The sequence below is a fragment of the Streptomyces sp. 4N124 genome, assembly GCF_052245395.1.
In the GTDB taxonomy this organism is placed as follows: Bacteria; Actinomycetota; Actinomycetes; order Streptomycetales; family Streptomycetaceae; genus Streptomyces.
In genome coordinates, this window is the sequence record NZ_JBQQBS010000046.1 from 31,857 (window position 1) to 52,269 (window position 20,413).

At 71.3% G+C, this 20,413-nt stretch carries 19 protein-coding genes; 9 read left to right on the plus strand and 10 right to left on the minus strand.

All coding sequences use genetic code 11. From position 1 onward, the window contains the following. The first annotated feature begins 222 nt into the window (after positions 1–222). The 3 genes from ACTWQO_RS34810 to ACTWQO_RS34820 all read left to right on the plus strand — a co-directional run bounded on the left by ACTWQO_RS34810 (position 223) and on the right by ACTWQO_RS34820 (position 3,447). Positions 223–897 (plus strand): response regulator transcription factor, encoded by a 675-nt coding sequence (locus tag ACTWQO_RS34810; RefSeq protein WP_443241373.1) that lies wholly within the window; start codon positions 223–225, stop codon positions 895–897. Between the two features lie 8 nt (positions 898–905). Further along, positions 906–2,468 carry an ATP-binding protein gene (locus tag ACTWQO_RS34815; protein ID WP_443241374.1) on the plus strand — a complete coding sequence of 521 codons (1,563 nt, stop codon included), beginning with the start codon at positions 906–908 and terminating at the stop codon, positions 2,466–2,468. Between the two features lie 76 nt (positions 2,469–2,544). Further along, entirely contained in the window at positions 2,545–3,447 is a 903-nt protein-coding gene (locus ACTWQO_RS34820; protein ID WP_443241375.1) for an SGNH/GDSL hydrolase family protein, read from the plus strand. Here ACTWQO_RS34820 and ACTWQO_RS34825 read toward each other — a convergent pair. From ACTWQO_RS34825 to ACTWQO_RS34850, 6 genes are read right to left on the minus strand one after another with little or no spacing between them, the layout of a single operon-like run. Then, a complete protein-coding gene (locus ACTWQO_RS34825; protein WP_443241376.1) occupies positions 3,410–4,075 on the minus strand; it encodes a TetR/AcrR family transcriptional regulator in 666 nt (221 codons plus the stop codon). The genes ACTWQO_RS34820 and ACTWQO_RS34825 overlap by 38 nt on opposite strands. Continuing rightward, complete coding sequence (locus ACTWQO_RS34830) at positions 4,072–6,078, minus strand: CocE/NonD family hydrolase (protein ID WP_443241377.1); 2,007 nt, start codon at positions 6,076–6,078, stop codon at positions 4,072–4,074. The genes ACTWQO_RS34825 and ACTWQO_RS34830 overlap by 4 nt, the downstream gene beginning before the upstream one ends. Beyond that, positions 6,075–7,823, minus strand: coding sequence for a dipeptide ABC transporter ATP-binding protein (locus ACTWQO_RS34835; protein WP_443241378.1), 1,749 nt, complete (start codon positions 7,821–7,823; stop codon positions 6,075–6,077). The genes ACTWQO_RS34830 and ACTWQO_RS34835 overlap by 4 nt, the downstream gene beginning before the upstream one ends. Beyond that, on the minus strand, positions 7,823–8,692 hold the full coding sequence (locus tag ACTWQO_RS34840) for an ABC transporter permease (protein WP_443241379.1): 870 nt from the start codon (positions 8,690–8,692) through the stop codon (positions 7,823–7,825). The genes ACTWQO_RS34835 and ACTWQO_RS34840 overlap by 1 nt, the downstream gene beginning before the upstream one ends. Continuing rightward, entirely contained in the window at positions 8,689–9,645 is a 957-nt protein-coding gene (locus ACTWQO_RS34845; protein ID WP_443241380.1) for an ABC transporter permease, read from the minus strand. Before ACTWQO_RS34845 ends, ACTWQO_RS34840 begins: the two co-directional genes overlap by 4 nt. Positions 9,646–9,647: 2 nt before the next feature. Then, positions 9,648–11,231 carry an ABC transporter substrate-binding protein gene (locus ACTWQO_RS34850; RefSeq protein ID WP_443241381.1) on the minus strand — a complete coding sequence of 528 codons (1,584 nt, stop codon included), beginning with the start codon at positions 11,229–11,231 and terminating at the stop codon, positions 9,648–9,650. 218 nt (positions 11,232–11,449) lie between these two features. On the opposite strand from ACTWQO_RS34850, the gene ACTWQO_RS34855 reads away from it, so the two are divergent. After that, a complete protein-coding gene (locus tag ACTWQO_RS34855; RefSeq protein WP_443241382.1) occupies positions 11,450–12,340 on the plus strand; it encodes an aminoglycoside phosphotransferase family protein in 891 nt (296 codons plus the stop codon). Positions 12,341–12,391: 51 nt separating this feature from the next. Here the strand turns inward: ACTWQO_RS34855 and ACTWQO_RS34860 are convergent, their stop codons facing one another. Further along, positions 12,392–12,874 carry a VOC family protein gene (locus ACTWQO_RS34860; RefSeq protein WP_443241383.1) on the minus strand — a complete coding sequence of 161 codons (483 nt, stop codon included), beginning with the start codon at positions 12,872–12,874 and terminating at the stop codon, positions 12,392–12,394. Between the two features lie 123 nt (positions 12,875–12,997). Between ACTWQO_RS34860 and ACTWQO_RS34865 the strand changes: the two genes are divergently transcribed. From ACTWQO_RS34865 to ACTWQO_RS34875, 3 genes are all read left to right on the plus strand, one after another. Beyond that, a complete protein-coding gene (locus tag ACTWQO_RS34865) occupies positions 12,998–14,206 on the plus strand; it encodes an epoxide hydrolase family protein (protein ID WP_443241384.1) in 1,209 nt (402 codons plus the stop codon). A gap of 145 nt (positions 14,207–14,351) precedes the next feature. Further along, positions 14,352–15,005, plus strand: a complete 654-nt coding sequence (locus ACTWQO_RS34870) for a ClpP family protease (protein WP_443241385.1) — start codon at positions 14,352–14,354, stop codon at positions 15,003–15,005. Between the two features lies 1 nt (position 15,006). After that, positions 15,007–15,609 (plus strand): ClpP family protease, encoded by a 603-nt coding sequence (locus ACTWQO_RS34875; RefSeq protein ID WP_443241386.1) that lies wholly within the window; start codon positions 15,007–15,009, stop codon positions 15,607–15,609. 13 nt (positions 15,610–15,622) lie between these two features. On the opposite strand, the gene ACTWQO_RS34880 is transcribed toward ACTWQO_RS34875, so the two are convergent. Next, on the minus strand, positions 15,623–16,102 hold the full coding sequence (locus ACTWQO_RS34880) for a helix-turn-helix domain-containing protein (RefSeq protein WP_443241387.1): 480 nt from the start codon (positions 16,100–16,102) through the stop codon (positions 15,623–15,625). Between the two features lie 231 nt (positions 16,103–16,333). On the opposite strand from ACTWQO_RS34880, the gene ACTWQO_RS34885 reads away from it, so the two are divergent. Then, a complete protein-coding gene (locus tag ACTWQO_RS34885) occupies positions 16,334–17,218 on the plus strand; it encodes an RNA polymerase sigma factor SigF (protein ID WP_443241417.1) in 885 nt (294 codons plus the stop codon). A 22-nt stretch (positions 17,219–17,240) separates the two neighbouring features. Here ACTWQO_RS34885 and ACTWQO_RS34890 read toward each other — a convergent pair whose 3' ends face one another. Further along, positions 17,241–17,696 (minus strand): ATP-binding protein, encoded by a 456-nt coding sequence (locus tag ACTWQO_RS34890; protein ID WP_443241388.1) that lies wholly within the window; start codon positions 17,694–17,696, stop codon positions 17,241–17,243. 95 nt (positions 17,697–17,791) lie between these two features. Then, positions 17,792–18,946, minus strand: a complete 1,155-nt coding sequence (locus ACTWQO_RS34895; RefSeq protein WP_443241389.1) for a DUF6777 domain-containing protein — start codon at positions 18,944–18,946, stop codon at positions 17,792–17,794. 158 nt (positions 18,947–19,104) lie between these two features. Here ACTWQO_RS34895 and ACTWQO_RS34900 point away from each other — a divergent pair, with 158 nt between their 5' ends. After that, positions 19,105–20,364: a streptophobe family protein gene (locus ACTWQO_RS34900; RefSeq protein ID WP_443241390.1), complete on the plus strand. Its 1,260-nt coding sequence runs from the start codon at positions 19,105–19,107 to the stop codon at positions 20,362–20,364. The last annotated feature ends 49 nt before the right edge of the window (positions 20,365–20,413 follow it).

Consider the following 20,413-nt stretch of genomic DNA (forward strand, 5'->3'; position numbering starts at 1 on the left):
AGCACGGCGACGGGCAGACCCACGACGCGCAGCAGATCCGGCACGGGCGCGTGCGGCGACTTCGTCATCCCCGCACCGCACCGCCCGCGCCGGACCTCCCCCTGGCGGCTCCCCCCTTGAACCGTGGGCGATTACTGTTCTACCTTCGCCACATGGTCGGGGCATCAACGCCCGCTCATCGGCGACACAACGCCCGGGCGGTGGATGGGCCGGTGATGTGGAATGCGTCCGCACCTCGCGCTGATTGAGGACGACCCCGACTTCGCACTGATGTGCCGTTCCTATCTCGAGCGCGAGGGCTTCACCGTCACCTGGGCCATGGACGCCCGCGCGGGCAAGGCCGTGCTGTACGAGGCCCGGGTCGACCTGGCCGTACTGGATCTGGGGCTGCCGGACGGCAGCGGCCTCGAACTGCTGCGCGCGGTGCGCTCCACCAGCCGTCTTCCGGTGATCGTGGTGACGGGGCGGGGCGCGGAGGCCGACCGTGTGGCGGGGCTGGAGATCGGGGCGGACGACTACTTGGTCAAGCCGTTCTCGCAGCGTGAGCTGGTGGCCCGGATCCGGGCCGTGCTGCGCCGCTCGCAGCCTCCCGGGACACCGGAAGTCCTCCAGGTCGGGTCCTTACTCGTCGACACGGGTGCCCGCCAGGCCTCCGCCGACGGCACGATGCTGACGCTGCGCCCCAAGGAATACGCGCTGCTGGAGGTGCTGGCCGGTGCTCCCGGGCGGGTGTTCTCGGCGCAGCAGTTGCTCGAACAGGTCTGGGGTGCCGCCTGGCAGCAGTCCGCGACCGTGATCGAGCACGTGTACCGGCTGCGCGGCAAGCTCGCGGGCCTGCCCGCACCGGCTCCGCGGATCACCACCGTCCGCGGCTACGGCTACCGCCTCGACCCCTGAGAGCCGCCATGCCGCCGACCGGTCCGGACTTCCGGAGGCTCTTCGACGCCACGCTGTCGCCGCTGCTGGTCCTCAGCCCCGACTTCACGATCGTCGAGGTCAACCGCGCCTACCTGGCGGCCACCCACACCGGGCGGGCGATCGTCGGGCGGCCGATCTTCGAGGTGTTCCCGGACGCCCCGTCGGGCGACAGTGTCGCCGAACTGCGCCGCTCACTGGAGACGGTGGTGGCGACCGGCCGTACGGACGTCATGGCGTTGCAGCGGTACGGCATCCCCACAGGGGACGAGGGAACGTTCGCCGAGCGCTACTGGAGTCCCGTCAACACGCCGGTGATCGGTGCGGACGGTCAGGTGACGCACATCATCCACCGGGTCGAGGACGTCACGGAGTTCGTGCGGGCCCGGGAGATCCGCGAGGTGAACGAGCAGCTCAGCCAGGCGAATACCGAACTGGACGCGGCGGGGCGGCGGTTGCGGGAGGAGCAGCGGGCCAAGGACCGGTTCATCGCCACGCTCTCGCACGAGCTGCGCAACCCGCTGGCAGCCGCCACCGCCGCCACCGAACTGCTGGCGCTGGACATGCCGGACGGGCATCCCGCGCTGTCGGTCCTGGAACGGCAGCTGGGCACGCTGGTGCGGATGAGCAACGACCTGCTGGACGGCACCCGGGCGGTGACCGGCCGGCTGGAGCTGGTGCGCGAGCGGACCGACTTACGGTCCGTCGTCGACAGCGCGTGCGCCGACATCCGCGGCCTGTTCGGGCACGAGGACCGCACGCTGGACGTCAGCCTGCCACCGGGGCCGGTGCTGGTGGACGGGGACCGGCTGCGGCTGGCCCAGGTTCTGACGAACCTGCTGTCGAACGCCCTCAAGTACACCCCGCCGGGCGGCCACACCGAGGTGCGGCTCACGGTCGATGAGGGCCAGGTCCGGCTGACCGTGCGGGACGACGGCATCGGCTTCGACCCCGGGCAGGCGGAGGACCTCTTCGGGGTGTTCATGCGGGCGGCCCCGGTCGGCCCCCGCAGCCCGGAGGGCCTGGGGCTGGGGCTCGCGGTCGCGCGGACGGTCATGGAACTGCACGGCGGCACCGTCTCCGCGCACAGCGACGGGCCCGGCAAGGGCGCGACGTTCACGGCGCTGATGCCGGTGGCGGACACCACGGCGCCGCAGCCGCCGCGCCCGCTGTCCGCCGTCCGGCCGCCCCGGCGTCATCTCGCCATCCTGATCGTGGAGGACAACACCGACCTGGCGGCGACCTATCGCACCCTGCTGGAACGACAGGGCCACCACGTCACCACCGTGCACACGGGCGCCGACGCGCTCACCGCCACACAGGCCGACCTGTTCGACGTCGTCCTGTGCGACCTTGGCCTGCCCGACATCGACGGCTACACGGTCGCGCGGGGCGTGCGGGCCCGGCCGCACGGCAAGCGGATCCGGCTGATCGCGGTGTCGGGCTTCAGCCAGGGCACCGATCACGCGTTGTCCCACACGGCCGGATTCGACACCCACTTGGCGAAGCCGCTGCCACTCACCGATCTGCTGGACCTGCTCGAGCATCCATGACATGTGTCTTCCCCCTCAGGCCGGGCTGTGCTTGCCTGGGGAGCCGCTTTTCCGTGTCCGGGGCGGGAGTTGCTGTATGCGGAGATCGTGGATCGCGGGGGTGCTGCTGGCCGGGCTGCTGCTCGGCGCGTGCGGGGATCCGGCGTCCGAGCCGGAGAAGGCACCGCCCACACCCTCCGCGCCGGGGGGCACGACACGACAGCAGGCGCCGGCCACACCGACGACGCCGGGGAAGGCTCCCACCGTGCTCTACCTCGGGGACTCCCTCGCGATGGAGAACCAGAAGGTGCTGGGGCAGGAGCTGCGCAAGGACCTGGACGCCGAGTACACCAGCGCCCCGTACTCGGGCACCACGCTCTGCGACTACCTGGAGGGCACGGGCAAGCGCTCCCTCGTCCCGGACGCCCACAAGGCGGCCGCCCTGGTGCGCTCCCTGCACCCGGACTACGTGGTGCTGCAGTTCTGGGGCAACGCCTGGGGCTACACCTGGTGCATGGACGGGATCACGCACGCCAAGGCCCCCAGCACCTACTTCGCGCGGTACGCCGCCGACGCCGAACGCCTCACCGAACAGATCGCCGCGGCCTCAGGATCCGGGCGCCCGCGGATCGTCTGGGTGTTGCAGGGCCCGGACCCGATCACCCCCGACCGCGTCCGGCGCGTGAACGCCATCTACGAAGAGCGGGCCGCCACTTCGGGCGACGTCGTCGCCGACGCGGGCAGGACGGTCAGCCCGGACGGCGCCCGCTACACCTGGACGAAGTACCTGCCCTGCACGCCGTACGAGCGCGAGCACCCCGACTACTGCACCCAGCCGAGCGGCGACCGGACCGAGCTGCATTTCGGCGACGACTATCTGCACTTCTGTCTGGCGCCCACGACGTCCACCCCGAAGCCATGCCAGGTCCGCTCCCCCGGCATCCTGCGCATCGCCCAGGAGATCACTCGGGTGATCGGCGAACGAGCTCGGTCTCGATGAGCCGGTTGAGATGACGGCGGGCGTCCGCGGTGCTGAGCGGGGGTGCCTGGCGCAGCCGTTGCAGGGCGAGTCCGTCGGCGAGAGCGGCGAAGCGGGCGGTGAAGCCGTCGAGGTCGGAGCCGGTGAACTCGCCGTCCGCGACGCCCCGTTCAGCCAGGGCGCGGATCTGCCGGTGCCAGGCCTCGTACCGCTCGGCCTGCCCGCGGGCGAAGGCCTCGTCCGTCCCTTGGTCGCCGACGTTCCAGTACTCGAACCACATGCGCCAGTGCCGGTCGGTGTCCTCGGTGAACAGCGCGTCGACGAGCAGCCGCAGCGCCTCGGCCCCGCTCGAGGCCTGCTCGGCCGCTTCGCTCAACTCGGCGTAGTACCGCTCGATGTGCAGCACCATCGCCTCGGAAAGGATCTCCTGCACACTGCCGAAGTGGTAGGTGACGGTGCCGACGGAGACGCCGGCCGCGGCGGCCACTTCCCGTACCCCGACGGCGGCGTAGCCGCGCTCGGCGATCAGCGGGACGGCAGCCTCGACGATGAGCCGACGGCGCACCTCGGTGGGCTGACGGGTACGGTCCGCAGCGGCGACGGCACGGCGCGGGGACTTGGCGGCCTGCGTGGGCTTGGCGGGCGTCATCCGGACGTCCTCGGGGTGGTGCGGTGCCATACGCGCTTGGCCACTGTCTCTCCGTTCGCCCGGGTCTCGATGCGGCTGTCCATGATGAAGTCCGCGGCCGTCGCACGCAGCTCCGTGCGCGCCATGATCTCAGCGTCCCAGTCGTCCTCGCGCCGCAGCCGGATGTGCCACTCCGACACCGCCCGCGCGGACAGCGGATCGTCGCCGCGGATGCGGTACGTCTCCCGTGCGCGCTCCTCGTAACGCAGCCCGTCCGGATACGTCCGCGAGCCCCCGTAGTTCGGATCGACCTCCAGCGTCCACTCCCCCCTCGCCACGTCGTGCGTGACGAGCCGCTCGGGCGCGGGGTCGGCGGGCCGGTCGTAGGTGACGTCGAGCGGCGGGGCCTGCTCGGGCTCCTCGAAGACGATCGGCGGCCCGGGGGCGTCCTCTCGTACGGGCAGCAGTACGGCGCTCTCGGCCGGTACGACATGCAGTTCGCCGCGTTCCCCGTGCGGCCACACCCACGGCCAGTAGGTGTCGGAGACGGCGACGCGGATGCGATGGCCCGGCGGGAAGGCGTAGCCAATGCCGGTGAGCTCGCACTCGACGTCCTCGTACGTCCCCGGCACCCACTCGACAGCCCGGTCACGGCCGTGTCTGCTGAGCAGGTTGAGCACGCCGCGGGTGACGAGCGTGGACGAGCCGTCGGGTGCTGTGTCACATATGCGGACGACGACATGCGCGCGCGGCGTGACGCTGTCCAGCCGGAGCCGCACCCTCGGCCGCCCGAGGATCTCCACCCGCCCGGCCAGCGGCTCCGAGTCGAAGCACACCGAACGGCCGTCCTCCGCACGCTGGTCCGGCGGCAGATCGCTCGCGTTGCCGAACGGGAAGAAGCGGCCGGCGTCGAGGCCGGTGTGGAACGGAGACCGTACGACGACCGGCTCGGCGCCCGTACCCAGAACCCGCTCGTCGAACGTGACGTGCGGCGACGGCCACTCGGTCTCGCCCACCCAGCGTCCCGGCATGACGTCGTACGAAGTGGCGGGCGGCACCGGGTCGTTGACCCACGCGCGCAGCAGCGGCTCCCCCATGACGCCCGTGTCCGTGCCCTTGAGGTGCTGGTCCCACCAGCGCAGGGTCTCCTGGAGGAAGCCGATCGCCGGACCGGGCGGGAGTCCGCGGTCGGGGTACTGGTGCGACCAAGGGCCGATCAGCCCCCGTACCCGGTCGGCGGGCAAGTGCTCCACGAGCCGCAGCACGGTATCCCGGTACGGGTCGTTCCAGCCGCCCACCGCGAGCACGGCGGCGTCGATGGCGCCGTAGTCCTCGCAGACGCTCCCGTGCCGCCAGTAGTCGTCGCGCCGCTGATGCTCCAACCACGTGTGCAGAAAGGGTTCCAGCGCGTCCAGGCGCTCGCGCCACATCGGCAGCCAGCGGTCGACGCCGACCTGCGCCGGATCCGGTGGGCGGGAGGCGAAGGCGAGAATGGTGCCGGCCCAGGCAAGCATGTCGATGCCGAGGACGGCGCCACCGGTGTAGTGGACGTCGTTGTCGTAGCGATCGTCGGTGGAGCAGACGGTGACGATCGCCTTGAGCGGCTCGGGAGCGAGGGCGGCAATCTGAAGGGAGTTGAAGCCACCCCATGAGATGCCGAACATGCCGACCTTGCCGGTGCACCAGGGCTGCTCGGCAAGCCAGTTGACGACATCGACGCCGTCGGCAAGTTCCCGCGCGTCGTACTCGTCGCCGGGCGTGCCCTCGCTGTCGCCGTGACCACGGATGTCGACGCGGACGGAGGCATAGCCGTGTCCGGCGTACCAGGGGTGGCGCTGGGCGTCTCGCGGGGCGGTCCAGTCGCTCTTGCGGTACGGGAGGTACTCGAGCAGCGCGGGGACGGGGGCGGACTGCGCATCCGCCGGACGCCAGATCCGGGCGTGCAACCGGGTCCTGCCGTCCCGGGTGGGGATCCAGACGTCCTCGCGGATCACCTGGCGGTCGAACTGCTCGCGGTACTTCACGAAACTCCTTCGAATGCGGTGGAGCGCCAGCGCCGGACCCGGTGGCCGTCGGCGAGGTCGGTCCAGATGTCGTCCGGTGCGGCGGCGTCCTCCCAGTCGGGGGCGTTCCCGACGAGAGGTCGCGCGTCGGGGTCCGGTTCGAGGGCCGCGGCCATCAGCCGGCGGGTGTACGGGTGCCCGGGGCCGGCGAATACGGCCTGCGTGGGGCCCTCCTCGACCACGACGCCGTTGCGCAGCACGACCACGCGGTCCGCGATGCCGCGTACGACGGCCAGGTCATGGCTGATGAACAGACATGCCAGATCGCGTTCCCGGCGCAGGTCGTCGAGCAGCCGCAGGACGTCGGCCTGCACGGAGACGTCCAGGGCCGTGGTGATCTCGTCGGCGATCAGCACGTCCGGCTCTCCCGCGAGCGCCCGCGCGATACCGATGCGCTGCCGCTGCCCGCCGGAGAGCTGCGCGGGCAGCCGGTCGGCGAGGGCCGGGTCGAGGCGTACGTCGGAGATGAGCCGGCGGGCACCCTCGACCGCCTCGCCACGGCCGCCCGCCGTGCCGAAGAACCGCAACGGCCGCCGGACCGCGTCCCCCACCGACCGCCGCGGGTTGAGCGAGGTGTCCGCGTTCTGGAAGACCAGCTGCACGCGACGCCGCAGCGACAGCGGCCGCTTGCGCGCGGGCGGCGCCAGATCTCCCGCCTCATGGGTCATCGTGCCGCCGGACGGCGTGCGCAGCCCGGCCAGCGTCCAGGCCAGGGTCGACTTGCCGCTGCCGGACTCACCGACGAGCGCGACGACTTCACCGCGCCGGACGTCGAACGAGACGCCGTCCACAGCGCGTGATGTGCCGTAGTCGATCGTGACGTCCTGCGCGCGGACGGCGACCACGGCATCGGCGGGCACCTCCGCCTTGGGCCTGACCTGCCGCTCGCCCGTCTCTCCGACGACAGCGAGCCCGGCGTCGTCGAGACGCGGCACGCTCGCCAACAGCCGACGGGTGTACGGGTGTTCGGGCGCCCTGAACAGTGTCCGCGTGGGCGCCGCCTCCACGACCTGCCCCGACCGCAGCACGGTCACTTCGTCGGCCATGTGCGCGACCACGCCCAAGTCGTGGCTCACCAGCACGGCCGCCAGGCCGAGTTCGTCGCGCAGGGCGGCGATCAGGTCGAGGACGCTGCGCTGGGTGACGACGTCGAGGCCGGTGGTCGGCTCGTCGAGGACCAGCACCCTCGGGCGGGCCGCGATGGCCATGGCGATGGCGACGCGCTGTTGCTGGCCGCCGGACAGCTCATGCGGATAGCGGCGGGCCAGTTCGGCAGGGCGCGGCAGCCGGACCTGTTCGAGCAGGTCGACGACCGGGACCTCGCCGCCCACCTCCTCGATCTGCTTCCCGATGCGCATCGAGGGGGTCAGCGCGTGGCCCGCGTTCTGGGCGACCATGGCGACCGTCCGACCGCGCAGCCGCCGCAACTCCCGTGCGGGCAGCGCGAACACGTCGGAGCCGTCCAACCGCACCGAGCCCCCGGTGATCCGCGACCCATGCCGCAGATGCCCCAGCAGCGTCGCGGCGACGGTCGACTTGCCGCTGCCGGACTCGCCCACCAGCGCGAGTGTCCGTCCTTCGGCGACGTCGAAGGACACCTCGTCCACTACGGGCACCTCACGGCCGCCCGAACGGTACGCCACGGACAGCGTGTTCACGGAAACGATCGGGGTCGCAGCGTTCGTGGTCGCAGCGTTCGGGGTCATCACAAGCCCTCCCTGATCCGGTCCACGCCCCACGCCTTGGACAGGCCGTCGGCCACGAGGTTGAGCCCGACCACGAGCGTGGCCAGGGCGATGATCGGCGCGAGGCTCGCCATCGGGACGACGGTGATGGCGGTGCGGTTCTCGGCGACCATCAGCCCCCAGTCGGGGGTCGGCGGGTCGGCGCCGAAGCCGAGGAAGGACAGCGAGGAGATCAGCAGTACGACCCAGGACGCCCGCATTGCGAACTCCACGCACACCACGTCCGTGATGTTCGGCAGCACCTCCCGGCGCAGAATCGACCAGGTGCTCTCGCCGCGCGCCCGGGCCGCGGTCACATAGTCGGCGGGGACCACCGCGAGGGCGGCGCCGCGCACGACCCGGACGATCTGAGGGACGGACACGACGGCGATGGCGAGCACGATGACCGCCGGGCCGGTTCCGAGTGCCGTCACGACGACGAGTAGCGCGAGGATCGACGGCACGGACAGCAGGGCGTCCAGGACACGTCCGAGCACGTCGTCGAACCAGCCTCCGCGCAGGGCGGCCGCGCAGCCGATCACCGTGCCCACCGCCACGGTCAGCACGGTGGCGGAGACGGACACGCCGAGCGCGTACCGGCCGCCGTACAGCACCCGCACGAGGACATCACGGCCGTACTGGTCGGTGCCCGCCCAGTGGTCCCGGCTCGGGCCGAGCAGTGCCTCGGACGGGGTGTTGGCGATGGGGTCGTACGAGGTGAGGAGCGGGGCCAGCAGGGCGATCACCATGTGTACGGCGACGATCGACAGGCCGATGACGGCGGTGCGTGACGTGCGCAGGGTGCGCCAGGCGCGGGCGGCCACCGGGGCTGCCGGGGCGAGCGTGGTCATCGGGTCCTCCCGCGCGTACGGAGCTTGGGGTTGAGGGCCATGGCGCCGAGGTCAGCGGCGAGGTTGCAGACGACATAGACGACGGCGCTGATCAGGGCGATGGCCTGGATGACGGGCAGGTCCCTGTTCTGCACCGAGGAGAGCATCAGCTTGCCGATGCCGGGGTAGTTGAAGACGTTCTCGACGACCGCGACTCCGCCGGCGAGCCAGGCAACGTTGAGGGCGATCACATGGAGGGTGGGCAGGAGGGCGCTCGGCAGGGCGTGCCGGGTGACGACCCGCCAGGTCGACAGGCCCTTGAGGCGGGCTGTGGTGACGTACTCGCTCGCCATCACGTCGATCACCGAGGTGCGGGCCATGCGGATGATGTACGCCGCCAAGACCACGGCGAGTGCGAGGGCCGGAAGCCAGACGGCGGGCAGGAGTTGGCCGACAGTGGCGTCGGGGCCGTAGAGGACGACCGCCGGGAACCAGGGCAGCGCGATCGAGAAGCACAGCACGAGCACGGTCGCCACGACGAATTCGGGGACGCTCATGCCGACGAGGCTGACGGTGGATATGACGTGGTCGGGCCAGCGGTCGCGGTACAGGCCCGCGAGGATGCCGAGGACGATCGATCCGGTGACCGCGAAGAGGACGGTGACCAGGGCTATCAGCGCCGAGTTGGCGAGGTACGACGACACCTCGCCGCCCACGGACCCGCCGGCGACGAGGGACGTGCCGAAGTCGCCGTGCACGGCGCCCGCGATCCAGTCGGCGTAGCGCTCCCAGGCGGGCTGGTCGAGCCCGAGCTGTTTGCGGAGTGCGGCGACCGCGTCCGGGGTGGCGTCCTTGCCGAGGACCTGGGTGGCGACGTCGCCGGGCAGGGCCTGCACGGCGAGGAAGACCAGCACGGAGGAGAGGAGCAGCGTGCCGAAGGCGGCAGCGATGCGGCGGGCGAGGAAGGAGAGCATGCTCAGGCTCCCTTCAGGCCGATGGCGAGGTAGTCGAACTCGAAGCCGTACTCGGCGTATCCGCGCACCTTCCGCGAAATCCCGACGAGCCGGTCGGCGAACATCGGGGTCATCGCCCCGCCCTTCTCGATCACCATCGTCTGCGCCTGTCCGTACAGTTCACGACGCCGCGTGTCGTCCGTCTCGGCGCGCGCCCGGTCGAGCAGGGCGTCGAAGTCCTTGTCGGACCAGGCGGTTTCGTTGTAGCTCGACCCGCTGCGGAAGATCTGCGTCAGTAGCTGGTCGACGGGTCGGCCGGTGTACCAGTAGGTGGCCATCAGCGGCTTCTTCATCCAGATCTGCGTGTAGTACGAGTCCGCCGAAGCCGTCTTGACGCGGACGCGGATGCCGGCGCGTGCGGCCGAGTCCTGGTAGGCGAGGGCCATCGGCGTGAACAGCGGGTCGTAGGAGGAGGTGTAGAGGTCCACGGCCAGCCCCTCCTGGCCCGCCTTCTTGAGCAGGTACTTCGCCTGTTCCGGGTCGTGCTTCGGGTGCGCGGCGATATGGGCCGGGTCGCTCGGCGGCACCGGGTTGTCCCAGCCCGCGGTGCCCGCGCCCTGGAGGGCGACCTTCACCACGTGCTCGGGGTCGTAGGCGAGCTTCATCGCCTGCCGGACGCGGACGTCGGTGAAGGGTTTCTCCGTGGTGAGCATCGGCAGGACGTACCACTGGGCGTTCTGCACGCGCGCGATGGTGGCCCGGTCGGAGGCGGCGACGACTCGGGCGGTCGCGAAGTCGAGGTTGGTCTGGGAGAGCAGGTCGACCTGGCCCGCGAGGAGGGCGTTGGAGCGGGCGGACATGTCGGCGACCGAGTAGAACGCGATGGCGTCCAGGACCGGAGCGCCCGCCCAGTGGTCCGGGTACGCGGTGACGCGGCCGGGGCCCGCGGGGGCGAATGACTCCAGCTTGAAGGGGCCGGTGCCGGTGCCGGTGCGGCCGATGGACTTCGCGCTGCCGTCGGGGATGACGTAGCAGTTGTAGTGCGTGAGGAGGCTCGGGAACTCGGCGTTCGGGGTCTTGAGCGGGACGACCAGGGTGTGGGCGTCGGGGGTGCGCAGCCGGTCCGGGTCGATGAGGGGCGCCAGTACCGCCGCCTGTGGGGACGCGGTCGCCTCGTCGAGGATGTGGCGGAGCGTGTAGGCCGCGTCGGCGGAGGTGAAGGCGCGGCCGTTGTGGAAGGTGACGCCCTTGCGGAGGCGGAAGGTCCAGGTGCGCGCCTTGCTGTCGGGCTCCCAGGACTGCGCGAGGTCGGGGGCGAGTTGGCCCTTGGCGTCCATGCGGACCAGCCGGTTGTAGAGGGCGCCCAGGTATTCGTACGCCGACAGAGCGCTCGCCGGGTCCAGCGTCTCGGCGTCGGAGGCGGGCGGCCTGGCGATGCGCAGGGTGCCGCCGCGGTCCGGGGTGCCCTTCGCCGCGGCGGCCGGCACGGCGGGGGTGGACGCGGCCCCCGTGCAGCCGGTCAGCAGCCAGGACGCACCGAGAGACGCCGCCGAGGCCACGCCCGCGGCAAGGACCGACCGCCGTCCCGGATGGTGGATGTCGGACATGTACCGACCGTCCCTCTCGCTATGCGTTCAGCATTCGTTCAGCGGAACGATTGAGTGAAGTGCGTGAACGATAACGAGGGGTCGGTTTCCCGCCAACCCCTTGAGCGCGGAAATTAACGGGCGAAACGCAGTGGTTACCTGGGCACGATGAGGCCGGGAGTGGGCCGCGCGCCGAAATCGTTGGACAGCAGGGGCCGTTGACCACTGAGATGGCGCCCATGTGTGCCCAGAAGATGCGTCCGGACGAAGTGGACATCGACGCCGCGCTGGTGAGCCGGCTGATCGCCCGGCAGTTCCCCGAGTGGGCGGGGCTGCCCGTGGTGCGGCTGGAGTCCTCCGGCACCGAGAACGCGATGTTCCGGCTCGGCCATGACCTGGTGGTACGGCTCCCCCGGCATCCCGGTGCCGTCGCGGACGTCGAGCACGAGCAGCGCTGGCTGCCCCGGCTGGGGCCGCTGCTGCCGGCCGCGGTGCCCGAGCCGGTCGGGCGGGGTGTGGCGGGCGACGGGTTCCCGTGGGTGTGGTCGGTGTTCCGGTGGCTGGACGGGCGTAATCCGGCCGTCGACGCGCTCGACGATCCCCAGACGCTGGCCCGGGAGCTGGCGGCGTTCATCGGTGCGCTGCGCCGCGTGGATCCCACGGGCGCGCCGGTCGGCTACCGGGGGATTCCGCTGGCGGCCCGGGACGAGCCGACGCGTGAGGCGATCGCCCAGCTGACGGACGCCGTGGACACGGAGGCGGTGACGGCGTTGTGGGAGGCGGCCCTGCGGGTCCCGGAGCACGTCGGGCCGCCCGTCTGGGCGCACGGGGACCTGGCACCCGGAAACGTGCTGGTGGCCGACGGACAGCTGAGCGCCGTGATCGACTTCGGGACACTGGGCGTCGGCGACCCGGCTGTGGATCTGATCGTGGCCTGGAATCTCCTGCCCGCGTCGGCCCGCCCCGTCCTCCGTCACGCTCTCGGTGTCGACGACGCCGAGTGGGCGCGGGGCCGGGGCTGGGCGCTGTCGATCTCGCTGATCCAGCTGCCGTTCTACTGGGAGACGAATCCGCCCCTGGCGGCGAACTCACGGCATGTGATCAAGGAGATCCTGGCCGAGGCCGGGTAACGGGCGGACCGGCCGCCGGGTGCCCGGCGACCGGTCACCGCGCCGTGTGCCCTACTCCCCCGCCGCCGCCTTCTCCAGCGCGGCGATGTCGATCTTGCCCATCTTCATCATGGCGCCCATCGCGCGGGTGGCCTTCTCCACGTCCGGGTCGGTGGTCAGCTCGACGAGGCGGTCGGGGATGACCTGCCAGGACAGGCCGTACTTGTCCTTGAGCCAGCCGCAGGGGCCCGGCTCGCCACCGCCCTCGAGGAACTTGTTCCAGTAGAAGTCGACCTCTTCCTGGTCCGCGCAGGCGATCATGAAGGAGATCGCCTCGGTGAACTTGAACTGCGGACCGCCGTTGAGGGCCAGGAACCGCTGGCCGTTGGCCGTGAACTCGACGGTCATCACGGATCCGGGGGACTGCATGGCGCCCTCGGTGTAGCGGGCGACCTTGCCGACGCTGGAGTTCTTGAAGATCGACACGTAGTAGTGGGCGGCTTCCTCGGCCTGGTCCTCGAACCAGAGACACGTGGTGAATCCGTCGGTGGCCATCAGTACCTCCTGGGGCATGGAACGCGGTCACCTGTATCGACCGATCCTCCCCCCGGAACTCATCGGTCGGGCGGCCGATTAATCCACGTGGCCGCTACACCGTCCCGGCATAGCATCGCGAGCATGACATCGACGCCCGCCGACGGCATCCGTCCCTTCCGTATCGACGTATCCCAGAGCGACCTCGACGATCTCCACTACCGGCTCGACCACACCCGGTGGCCGGACATGCTTCCGGGGGTGGGCTGGTCGTACGGCGTCCCGCGCGACTATCTCCAGGAGCTCGCCCGGTACTGGCGGCACGAGTACGACTGGCGTGCGGCCGAGGCGCAGCTCAACGAGTGGCCCCAGTTCACGACCACGATCGACGGCGCGAACGTGCACTTCGCGCATATCCGCTCCCCTCAACCGGACGCCACGCCGCTGATCATCACGCACGGCTGGCCCGGCTCGATCGTCGAATTCCTGGACGTCGTAGGGCCGTTGACCGATCCGGCCGCACACGGGGGCGATCCGGCCGACGCGTTCCATGTCGTCGTACCGAGCATTCCGGGGTTCGGGCTGTCCGGGCCCACGCCGGACACCGGCTGGGAGGCGGGGCGGATCGCCGACGCGTGGGCCGAGCTGATGACGCGACTCGGCTACGAGCGGTTCGGTGCGCAGGGCGGTGACTGGGGGTCGGCCATCTCCCGCGAGCTGGGCCGCGCCTACCCGGACCGGTTGATCGGCGTGCACCTCAATCTGCTGCCGGGCGCACAGGCGACCCATGAACCGACGGCCGAGGAGCTCGACGCGCTGAGCCCCGAGGAGCGGGAGCGCACGCTCGCCTCCTGGCGCGGCTGGAGCGCCTGGTCGCGCGAGGGCACGGGGTACGCCATCCTGCAGTCCACCAAGCCGCAGACCCTGGCATACGGGCTCACGGATTCCCCCGCCGGTCAACTCGCCTGGATCGTCGAGAAGTTCCAGGAGTGGACGGACTCGGCGGAGCTGCCCGAGGAGGCCGTCGACCGGGACCGGCTGCTGACCAACGTGATGCTGTACTGGCTGACCGGGACCGCCGGTTCGTCCGCCCGGATCTACTACGAGCGCGCGCACGCCCCGGCCGACCGGGCCGGAGCGCCCAGGCAGCCGTCGACCGCGCCGACCGCGCTCGCCCTCTTCCCCGCCGAACTGCAGATCCCGCTGCGGCACAAGGCGGACCGCACGGAGAACATCGTGCGGTGGACGGAGCTGGACCGCGGTGGGCACTTCGCCGCGATGGAGGAGCCGGATCTGCTGGTCGAGGACGTGCGGGCGTTCTTCCGGCAGCTGCGCGAGAAGGGCGACGGCTGACCGTACGCGAGCAGGCTCTGCCCACGGCGAATCTGCCGCGGGCAGAGAAATCCCCGGTGAGGGCGGTTCCCGGCCGAGAGTGGAGAGCGCAGGCCACTGCGACTCGACCCATCGACATCTCGACATCTCGACTAGGAGCGCGCCGATGTCTCCACTCATCGCCGGCCGGGGGCCGGACCTCATGCCACGGGCGGAGGAGGGCGACACCCCTCCGACCCGGCTCGACGACCACCTCGCCGCCCAACTGCTCGGTCAGCGGATCGTGTTGCTGGGCACTCAGGTCGACGAGGTCTCCGCCAACCGGATCTGCTCGCAGCTGCTGATCCTGTCCGCCGAGGACCCGCGCATGGACATCAGCCTGTACATCAACAGTCCGGGCGGCTCGGTGTACGCGGGCCTCGCCATCTACGACACGATGCGGCTGATCCCGAACGATGTGTCGACGCTGGCGATGGGTTTCGCGGCGAGCATGGGCCAGTTCCTGCTCTGCGCGGGCACGCCCGGCAAGCGGTACGCCCTGCCGAACGCGCGGATCATGATGCACCAGGGGTCGGCGGGCATCGGCGGCACCACCGCCGACATCGAGATCCAGGCGGAGAACCTGGACCACAGCAAGCGGACCATGGAGCGGCTGCTCGCCGAGAACACGGGCCAGACGCCGGAGACGATCGCCCGGGACGGCGACCGCGACCGCTGGTTCACGGCCGAGGAGGCGATGGAGTACGGCATGGTGGACCGGGTCCTGGAGTCGCTGGCCGACGTCCGCCCGGCCGCCTCGAAGCGACGGATGGGGCTGTGACATGGGGAACTACACGATTCCGTACGTCGTCGAGCGGACCGCGCACGGCGAGCGATCCTCCGACGTCTTCAGCCGTCTGCTGTCGGAGCGGATCATCTTCCTCGGCACCGAGATCGACGACGGCGTGGCCAACGTCGTCATCGCGCAGCTGCTCCATCTGGAGTCGTCGGCGCCGGAGAACGAGATCGCGATCTACATCAACTCGCCCGGCGGCTCGTTCACTTCGCTGATGGCGATCTACGACACGATGACCTACGTGCAGGCGCCGGTCTCGACGTTCTGCGTGGGCCAGGCGGCCTCTACGGCGGCCGTACTGCTGGCCGGAGGGGATCCCGGTCGACGGTTCGTGCTGGAGCACGCGCGCGTGCTGCTCGGTCAGCCGGCCAGCGGCGGCAGCCGGGGCGCGATCTCCGATCTCGCGCTCCAGGCCAAGGAGATGGTCCGGATCCGTTCCCAGGTGGAGGAGGTGCTGGCCCGGCACACGCACCACGACATCGCGACGCTGCGCGCGGACATGGACCGCGACAAGGTGTTCACGGCCGAGGAGGCGGTGGCGTACGGGCTGGCCGACGAGGTGGTGAGCCGGCGCCTGGTGGGAGTCTGAGGCGCCGGTCCCGTCAGGCGGCCAGGCAGAGGCCGTTGTACGGCGACATGCCCGTGGTCCGGCTCCGAGTGAGCTCACTCTGCGCCAGCGAGAGCAGATCACCGAGGCCCAGGCCGAGGGCGTGGGCGGCGGCCGCGAGGACCTCCGACGAGGCCTCCTTGCGGCCGCGCTCCACCTCCGACAGATACGGCATGGAGATACGAGCGGCGTCGGCCACGTCCTTGAGCGTCCGCTCCTGCGCGAGCCGCTCGCGCCGCAGCACGTCGCCGACCAGGTCCCGCCAGAGGGGTTCCTTGGGTTCCTTGGGGGCGACGGGCGCGAGGGGGCGGGCGGACGCTGGGCGTGCGCCGGTCTCCGGGTGTGTCACCGGCGGGCGCTGGGACTGCGGACGCTCGGCCGACGGGCGCTCGAGCTGCGGGCGTTGGGCCGCTGGGCGCTGGGTCGGCGGGCGCAGAGGGATCACGCGGGCTTGGTTCGGCGCTTGGTTGCTCACCTCCCCAGACTAGATTCCCTCGACTCCAGAGGAAGGGATCAGCATTCCGCCCTGGGTGGAATCGCAGGGGCTGTTGGCCCGTTCCTCGCCGCCCGCCGCTGAACCCACCTGTCCCACACCACCCAATTTCCGTCGCCCGGCAGCCTGATGGGCATGCGGCGTGCGGACCGGGGTACTCGCTTGTGGAGAACCGAGCCGGAGTCGTAGGTGACCCGCGTGGGAGAGGACGACATGGACACCGCCGTGATGCGGTCGGAGGCAGAGGTCGCACAGACCGCCGGGACCAGCACGGGGATCGGACCACTGCCGGACATCGAGAACCCGCGGACCGTGGCTCCGCGGGACGCGCGGGAGTTGTCCCGCGAGTTCTTCCAGCGCCTGTCGGAACTCGACGAGGGCACTCACGCCCACCAGTACGCGCGCAACACGCTCATCGAGATGAACATGTCCCTCGTGCGGTTCGCGGCCGGCCGGTTCCGGGGCCGCGGGGACGACATGGAGGACATCGTCCAGACCGGGATGATCGGCCTGATCAAGGCCATCGACCGGTTCGAACTCAGCCGCGAGGTGGAGTTCACCTCGTTCGCGCTGCCGTACATCGTCGGTGAGATCAAGCGGTTCTTCCGGGACACCACCTGGGCCGTGCACGTGCCGCGCAGGCTGCAGGAACTGCGCGTCGACCTGGCCAAGGCACGCGACGAACTCGCCGGCCGGCTCGACCGGGAACCCACTGTCGCCGAACTCGCCACGCTCATGAACATCGACGAGGACGAGGTCGTCGAGGCCCAGGTCGCCTCGAACGGCTACAACTCCGCGTCGCTGGACGCCGCCCTCACCGGCGACGGCCCCGAGGACGGGGAGGCGGTGCTCGCCGACTTCATCGGCGTCGAGGAGGACGGACTGCGGCTCGTCGAGGACTGTCAGTCGCTCGCCCCGCTCATGGCCGAACTCAGCGAACGGGACCGGCAGATCATCCACATGCGGTTCGTGGAGGAGGCCACGCAGGCGGAGATCGGCGCCCGGCTGGGCTGCTCCCAGATGCATGTGTCCCGGCTGATCAAGCGGATCATCACGCGGCTGCGCCGGGGCATGCTGGGCGAGCTGGGCTGCGCCTGACCTCACCAGCGGGTGAAGGCGGTCACTCGCAGTCCAGGCCCACCACGACGCGGACGCGCTTGCCGACCGGCACGCGTTCCACGGCGACCTCCGTCGCCAGCGCGTGCACTATCTCCAGCCCGTGCCGGCCCACGCGCTCTGGATCCCGGGGGAAGCGCCGGGGCAGCGCGGCGCTGCTGTCGTAGACGCACACCGTCACCGCGGCGTCCGTGCCCTCCAGGTCCAGGATGTACGGCCCGTCGCTGTGCCGGTCCGCGTTGGTGACCAGTTCGCTCACCACCAGGAGCAGGGCTCCCTCGGCCCGCTCGTCGATCTCGGCGCACCACTCGGTTCTGAGCTGATCGAGGAAGAACGCGGCGAAGGACCGCGCCTCGGCGATGCATCCCGGCTCGCCGGTGTAGTGCGCCGCCCGCCGTAGCGGTTCCACGGGCACGTCGAAACCAGTCGCTACCACTGCCCCGTCCAGGTTGTCGATCATGCGTTTCTCTCTCGGAAGCCGGGCTCGCCGGACGCTGCTGCATCAGTGCTCGTACCCCGAGTGGCGCGCGGCAGTCCCCGCAACTGCGCAGCCGGTCAGCTCGTGGGCGCTTCCGGCGTGCTCGTCGGGTCCGAGGCCTGCGGCGGCTGGGCCGGCGAGGTCGCGGGGGACGGCGGTTCGACGCTTGTCTCAGGCTCCGAGGTCGGCGGTTCGGAAGGCGGGGACTCAGGGCTGGGGGTCACCGAGGAGGGGGCGGTCGACGTCGGCGGGCAGGGAGTCGCCCCGTCGGTGGCCTTCGAGTCGCAGGGCGACGGCGAGGTCGGCGTCGACACGCTCACCGAGGGCGACGGCCGGGCCGGCGGTTCGGTCTTCCGGTCCTTGTCGCCGGTGTCACCGCGGTGCCGGGCGAACCAGTCGCCGCGCTCGGGGTCGTACACGACGAAGATGTTGATGACCGTCGTCGAGGGCGTGACCACGACGACGTTCGAGGGCCGGTACGACGGCCAGGAGTCGCCCGTCTGCTGCGGTGTCGTCCGCTGGGCGACCGGTGGGGTCAGCGGGTTGCCGCAGGCGCAGCGCACGCGGGGCACGCCGCGGTCGTCGACGAGGACGGCGGTGCCGGACTGCAGGACGGCCTGGTAGCTGGTGGCGGCGCCGTCGCGGTAGCCGTGGTTGGTGACGCGGGTGTCCATGCGCAGTTGTACGGGGGTGAGCGAGCGGAGATAGGCGGGCACGGCGGACGGGTCGACGCCGGCGACGGAGGCGAACGCCCGGTTCTTGTCCGGGTCGGCCCGCAGCGCCTTGATCTGCTTCTCCACGTCACAGCTGGCGACGTTGCGCGTGCCGCCGTACAGGCCGGGCGCCCCGCCGTCGACGCCGCGCACCGCGTTCGCGGACGCCGGCTGGGTGGGCGAGGGCGAGACCGGCGGGGCCGAGCTGTCGGTCGCCGTCGACTCCGTGAAGGGGTCGGGGCCCGTCTTGCCCGCGGCTTGCAGGAAGACCTCGCTGCCCTTGCCCGAGCCGCCGTCGGAGCGGCTGAGGACGACGGCCAGGACGACGGCGGCCACGACGACGGTGGCCAGCACCGCGATACGGGGCACCGACCTCCACCACGGCCGACCGGGTTCGGGCGTCTCGCCACCACCGCCCGGCTGGGACGGCGGTCCCGGGGGCGGCGGCTGTGAGGGCCCCGACAGCGGACCGGAGGGTGGTCCTGTGGGGCGGCCTGAGGACGGCGGTTCGACGCTCACGAGCCCTTCTTCCCGAAGTGAATTATCAGTGTCTGCTGGCAATTCAGCTCTTTGTCCGCAACATCCTCATTGTGTGCCCCGGCGCGGTGGCCCCCGCAAGCCGACGCGGACGGACCTCCCGGCGGGCGAGCCCACCCGCTCCTGCTTAGCGTGGCAGCGTGAGCGCTCGTACTCCCTCCGGCCAGGCGGTCGCCCGTCACGGCTGGGTCCAGGCCGTCGCCGTCGTGCTGGCCGGGCTGCTGGCGATGGGAGCGACCGCCACCCTCGGACTGTGGGCGGCCGGCGCCGCCGACCTGCCGGACGGCGCGTTCCCCCGGGTGGTGGCGGCGACGGTCGTCACGGCCGTCGGCGGGACCATCGAGCTGTCGGGCGACGCCGGGGGCCTGACCGACAGTTCGGCAGGGCTCACCGTGATCCCGCTGTCCGTCACGCTCGCCGGGGCCCTCGTCCTCGCCGCCGGTTTCCTACGGCCGCTGCGGCACCGGGCGGTGGCAGGTGAGCGGGAGCTGGCGGGCTGGGCGGGCCGGATCGCCGCGCTGTGGGTGCTGGGTCTGCTCGGCCTCGCCCTCGCCGCGCGCCAGACCTTCACGATCACCCTCGGGGACGACACACTCGGGGAAATCGGCGACCTGTTCGGGGTCACGCCGAAGGTCGGCTTCGAGACCGATGTGCCGCTGACGCTCGTGTTCGGCCTGCTGTGGCTGGCCGGTGTGCTGGTGCTGGCGTTGCTGGTCTCACGCGGAGCACCGCTGCCGCCCCGGCTGCTGCGCTTCCAGGAGTCGGTGCGCCCGGCCGCGTACGCCATGGTCGTCCTGCTTCTCTCCTGCGTGGCTCTCGGCCTCGTCATCGCCGTCGTCACCGCCGCGACACGCGGCCATGCCGCGGAGACCTTCGCCGTGATCCTGCTCGGTCTGCCGAACCTGGTCTGGCTCGCCTTCACCATCGGCCTCGGCGCGACCTGGAAGGGTCAGGTCGAGGGGCCGTTCGGGCTGCCGATGCCGCATGTCCTGGACGAGGTGCTGCGCGGTCCGGACGTCTCCACCCTCAACCTGAGCACGCTCGCCGAGCAGGACGGCGGGGTGTGGTGGCTCGTGGTCGTCGACGCCGTACTGCTGCTGGCCGTCGCGTTCCTGATGGCGGCCCGCTCACCGCGCCGGATGCGGGCGTGGCAGCACGCGATGCACCTGGCGGTCACGCTCGCGCTCACGGTTCTCATGGTCTGCCTCGTCGGCCGGATCTCCGCGCACTACGGGCTGTCCGTACTCGGGATCGGCGACCTGGGCGGCGACCTCGGCGGGGAGTTGCTTCTGCGACCGGAGTTGTGGTCAGCGGTGGGCTTGGCGCTGCTGTGGGGGCTGGTGGCGGGTTTCCTCGGCGCGCTGGCGGCACGGCGGGTGCGGAGGCGGGGGCAGGCCTGACGCCGTTCTTCGTCTGCTGCGGCGTCGTGGCTGGTCGCGCCCACGCGGC

What these genes read in the sequence shown, in the direction of transcription:
- ACTWQO_RS34810 (WP_443241373.1), top strand. Translation starts at nt 223, where the DNA reads ATGCGTCCGCACCTCGCGCTGATTGAGGACGACCCCGACTTCGCACTG.
- ACTWQO_RS34885 (WP_443241417.1), top strand. Translation starts at nt 16,334, where the DNA reads ATGGACACCGCCGTGATGCGGTCGGAGGCAGAGGTCGCACAGACCGCC.
- ACTWQO_RS34825 (WP_443241376.1), bottom strand. Translation starts at nt 4,075, where the DNA reads ATGACGCCCGCCAAGCCCACGCAGGCCGCCAAGTCCCCGCGCCGTGCC.
- ACTWQO_RS34860 (WP_443241383.1), bottom strand. Translation starts at nt 12,874, where the DNA reads ATGGCCACCGACGGATTCACCACGTGTCTCTGGTTCGAGGACCAGGCC.
- ACTWQO_RS34815 (WP_443241374.1), top strand. Translation starts at nt 906, where the DNA reads ATGCCGCCGACCGGTCCGGACTTCCGGAGGCTCTTCGACGCCACGCTG.
- ACTWQO_RS34890 (WP_443241388.1), bottom strand. Translation starts at nt 17,696, where the DNA reads ATGATCGACAACCTGGACGGGGCAGTGGTAGCGACTGGTTTCGACGTG.
- ACTWQO_RS34845 (WP_443241380.1), bottom strand. Translation starts at nt 9,645, where the DNA reads ATGCTCTCCTTCCTCGCCCGCCGCATCGCTGCCGCCTTCGGCACGCTG.
- ACTWQO_RS34820 (WP_443241375.1), top strand. Translation starts at nt 2,545, where the DNA reads ATGCGGAGATCGTGGATCGCGGGGGTGCTGCTGGCCGGGCTGCTGCTC.
- ACTWQO_RS34840 (WP_443241379.1), bottom strand. Translation starts at nt 8,692, where the DNA reads ATGACCACGCTCGCCCCGGCAGCCCCGGTGGCCGCCCGCGCCTGGCGC.
- ACTWQO_RS34865 (WP_443241384.1), top strand. Translation starts at nt 12,998, where the DNA reads ATGACATCGACGCCCGCCGACGGCATCCGTCCCTTCCGTATCGACGTA.
- ACTWQO_RS34835 (WP_443241378.1), bottom strand. Translation starts at nt 7,823, where the DNA reads ATGACCCCGAACGCTGCGACCACGAACGCTGCGACCCCGATCGTTTCC.
- ACTWQO_RS34875 (WP_443241386.1), top strand. Translation starts at nt 15,007, where the DNA reads ATGGGGAACTACACGATTCCGTACGTCGTCGAGCGGACCGCGCACGGC.
- ACTWQO_RS34870 (WP_443241385.1), top strand. Translation starts at nt 14,352, where the DNA reads ATGTCTCCACTCATCGCCGGCCGGGGGCCGGACCTCATGCCACGGGCG.
- ACTWQO_RS34855 (WP_443241382.1), top strand. Translation starts at nt 11,450, where the DNA reads ATGTGTGCCCAGAAGATGCGTCCGGACGAAGTGGACATCGACGCCGCG.
- ACTWQO_RS34850 (WP_443241381.1), bottom strand. Translation starts at nt 11,231, where the DNA reads ATGTCCGACATCCACCATCCGGGACGGCGGTCGGTCCTTGCCGCGGGC.